This is a genomic window from Streptomyces sp. SID1328, assembly GCF_009865595.1.
In the GTDB taxonomy this organism is placed as follows: domain Bacteria; phylum Actinomycetota; class Actinomycetes; order Streptomycetales; family Streptomycetaceae; genus Streptomyces; species Streptomyces griseoluteus.
In genome coordinates, this window is the sequence record NZ_WWKH01000367.1 from 1 (window position 1) to 2,925 (window position 2,925).

General features: G+C 74.8%; 2 protein-coding genes. One reads left to right on the plus strand and one right to left on the minus strand.

What is annotated here, in order from left to right; translation table 11 throughout:
• Positions 1-172: 172 nt before the first annotated feature.
• Complete coding sequence (locus GT030_RS11005) at positions 173-1,528, minus strand: SWIM zinc finger family protein (protein WP_161200941.1); 1,356 nt, start codon at positions 1,526-1,528, stop codon at positions 173-175.
• Between the two features lie 132 nt (positions 1,529-1,660).
• Between GT030_RS11005 and GT030_RS11010 the strand changes: the two genes are divergently transcribed.
• The gene (locus tag GT030_RS11010) at positions 1,661-2,791 is read left to right on the plus strand and encodes an AAA family ATPase (RefSeq protein ID WP_161200942.1); all 1,131 of its coding nucleotides are present in this window, start codon (positions 1,661-1,663) and stop codon (positions 2,789-2,791) included.
• Positions 2,792-2,925: the final 134 nt, after the last annotated feature.

Below are 2,925 nucleotides of genomic sequence, written 5' to 3' on the forward strand. Positions count from 1 at the left end.
GCCGCCACGGCGGCGGCGTCCAGCAGGGCAGCCGGTGCCTCCCGGCCGCCGGGGTCGACCGGGAGGGCGCGGCGGTCGGTGCCCAGGAGGGCGGTGGTGAGGAGGTCGTCCCAGGTGGGCGCCGTGGTCATGGGGTTCCCTTCCGGGCGGGTCGTGGACGCGGGCGGGGTGTTCAGCACAGGCTCACCGGCGCGGCCGTCCCTTCCGCCCACGCCGTCAGGGGCGTGAAGCCTCGGTGGCCGCACTCGCCGAAGACCGTGAGCGGAGCGCCTCCGGCCAGCGCGACCAGCCGCCACAGCCCCGGACGGGCCAGGAACGACGGGGTGAGCGGCAGGGCGGTGTCCGACGCGGCGTCGGCCAGGTGCCAGGAGCCGGAGGTGTCCTCCGGCACGGGTATGACCGCGTCCAGGGTGACCGGGACGGAGTCCAGCCAGGGGTCCTCGCGGAGGGCCTCGCCGTAGGAGGTGAGGGCCCGGGCGGCCGTGGTGCCGGGCGGGCGGGAGGCGGCGGGTGCCGCCGGGGCGTGCCGTTCGCCCAGGGTGGCCCGGATCTGGCCCGCACCGGGGTAGTCGGACAGGTCCGCGTCCAGCGACAGCCCGACCGGCAGCGAGAGTTCGGGCGCCCGGCCCGCCGCGCCGAAGGAGAGGAGCAGGCGGGTGCGGCCCGAGTCCGCGCCGTGCAGCCAGATGCGGCGGGTCGTCAGCTTGGCGTCGGCCGTGTCGTACTGCGCCAGCACCTGCCAGTGGTCGCGCACCGGTGGCCCGTCCGCCGAGGTGGGCAGGCCGAGGCGGGTGCGGACGGTGGCCGCGAGGGCGTCCGGGAGGCGGTCGCGGTGCAGCCAGCCCTGGTCGAGCAGATGGAGCAGGGCGCACTCCTCCAGCAGCCGGGCCGGCCAGCCCGTACCGGATGCCGGTATGGCCCCCAACTCCCGGACGCGTGAGGCGAGTCCCGGAGCCTGGGCGTCGACCATGCGGGCCGCCGTCTCCTCCCACAGCCCGTACCCCGCGCGCTCGGCCGAGGCCAGGCCGTCGCGGAGCAGGTCGGCGAGGCGGCGCTCCAGCTCGGTCGCGCCCGCGGTGACCCGCTGGTCCCGGCGCTCAGCGCGCTTCCGCGCGGCCTCGGGATCGGCCGCCGAACCCGCAGCGGGCTGCGTCTTCTTGCTCTCCGCCCGCCCGCGCCGGCCCGCGAGCCACTGCTCGGCCCAGTCCGGCGCCGCCTCCGACTCGGGCACCGCGCCCTCGTCCCCGGCCCAGAGCAGCAGCAGCCCCAGCGCGTGTTTGCACGGGAACTTACGGCTCGGACAACTGCACTTGTACGCGGGCCCGGCGGGGTCCGACAGGTCCACCACCGTCTGGTAGGGCTTGCTGCCGCTGCCTTTGCACAGTCCCCACACCGCCCCCTCCCGGCCGCTGCCCGCACCGGACCACGGCCCCGCCACACCCAGTTTGCTTCCCGCTTTGCGCGACGACACGTCAGGCGCCAGGTCCAGCACCTGCTCCGCGGTCCGGCGCACCCCCTGCTGAGTCATGCCAACGACGTTAGAACGCCCCACTGACAATCGGTCATGTGCGCGCGTTCACGCAGGTCAGAGCGATTGTCAGTGGGGTGCTGCATGGTGGATGCCAGTTGACCCACGGCCGAGCTGGAGGGGGCCTCAGCCATGACTGTGTCCATGGAACCCACGAGCGTCGAACCGATCCCGAGCCAGGCGCCGCAGGCGTTGCGACCGCACGCCGAAGACGCCTTCGCCGCCGAACTCACCGCGCTCGCCGCGCAGGACGACCGGCCGCGCCCGGAGCGCTGGAAGCTGTCGCCGTGGGCGGTCGCCACGTATCTGCTCGGCGGCACGCTGGCCGACGGCACCGTGATCACACCGAAGTACGTGGGTCCGCGCCGGATCGTCGAGGTCGCCGTCACCACACTGGCCACCGACCGCGCCCTGCTCCTGCTCGGCGTGCCCGGCACGGCCAAGACCTGGGTGTCCGAGCACCTCGCGGCCGCCGTCAGCGGCGACTCCACCCTGCTGGTGCAGGGCACCGCCGGCACCCCGGAGGAGGCGATCCGGTACGGCTGGAACTACGCCCGCCTGCTCGCCCACGGCCCGAGCCGGGACGCCCTGGTGCCCAGCCCCGTCATGCGGGCCATGGCCGAGGGGATGACGGCACGGGTCGAGGAACTGACCCGGATACCGGCCGACGTGCAGGACACGCTGATCACGATCCTGTCCGAGAAGACCCTGCCGGTCCCGGAGCTGGGCGAGGAGGTGCAGGCCGTGCGCGGCTTCAACCTCATCGCCACCGCCAACGACCGCGACCGGGGCGTCAACGACCTCTCCAGTGCTCTGCGCCGCCGCTTCAACACCGTAGTGCTGCCGCTGCCGGAGAGCGCCGATGCCGAGGTCGACATCGTCAGCCGCCGGGTCGACCAGATGGGCCGCTCGCTCGACCTGCCCCAGGCGCCCGAGGGGCTGGACGAGATCCGCCGTGTCGTCACCGTCTTCCGCGAGCTGCGTGACGGGGTGACCACCGACGGCCGTACCAGGCTGAAGTCGCCGAGCGGCACTCTGTCCACGGCGGAGGCGATCTCCGTCGTCACCAACGGCCTCGCTCTGGCGGCCCACTTCGGCGACGGCGTGCTGCGTGCCGGGGACGTGGCCGCGGGCATCCTCGGTGCCGTGGTGCGCGACCCGGCCGCCGACCGGGTCGTCTGGCAGGAGTACCTGGAGACGGTCGTGCGCGAGCGCGACGGGTGGACGGACTTCTACCGGGCCTGCCGGGAGGTGAGCGCGTGAGCGAGGCCCCGCCCCCGGCCGGGGCGTTCGAGGCGGGCCCGCTGCTGCTGGGCGTCCGGCACCACGGGCCGGGCTCCGCGCGGGCGGTGCGGGCCGCGCTGGAGGCCGCCGGGCCCGCCGTGGTCCTCATCGAG

Bases quoted from the DNA above. Each gene is read 5' to 3' on its own strand.
- GT030_RS11010 (WP_161200942.1), top strand. From the start codon at position 1,661: ATGACTGTGTCCATGGAACCCACGAGCGTCGAACCGATCCCGAGCCAG.
- GT030_RS11005 (WP_161200941.1), bottom strand. From the start codon at position 1,528: ATGACTCAGCAGGGGGTGCGCCGGACCGCGGAGCAGGTGCTGGACCTG.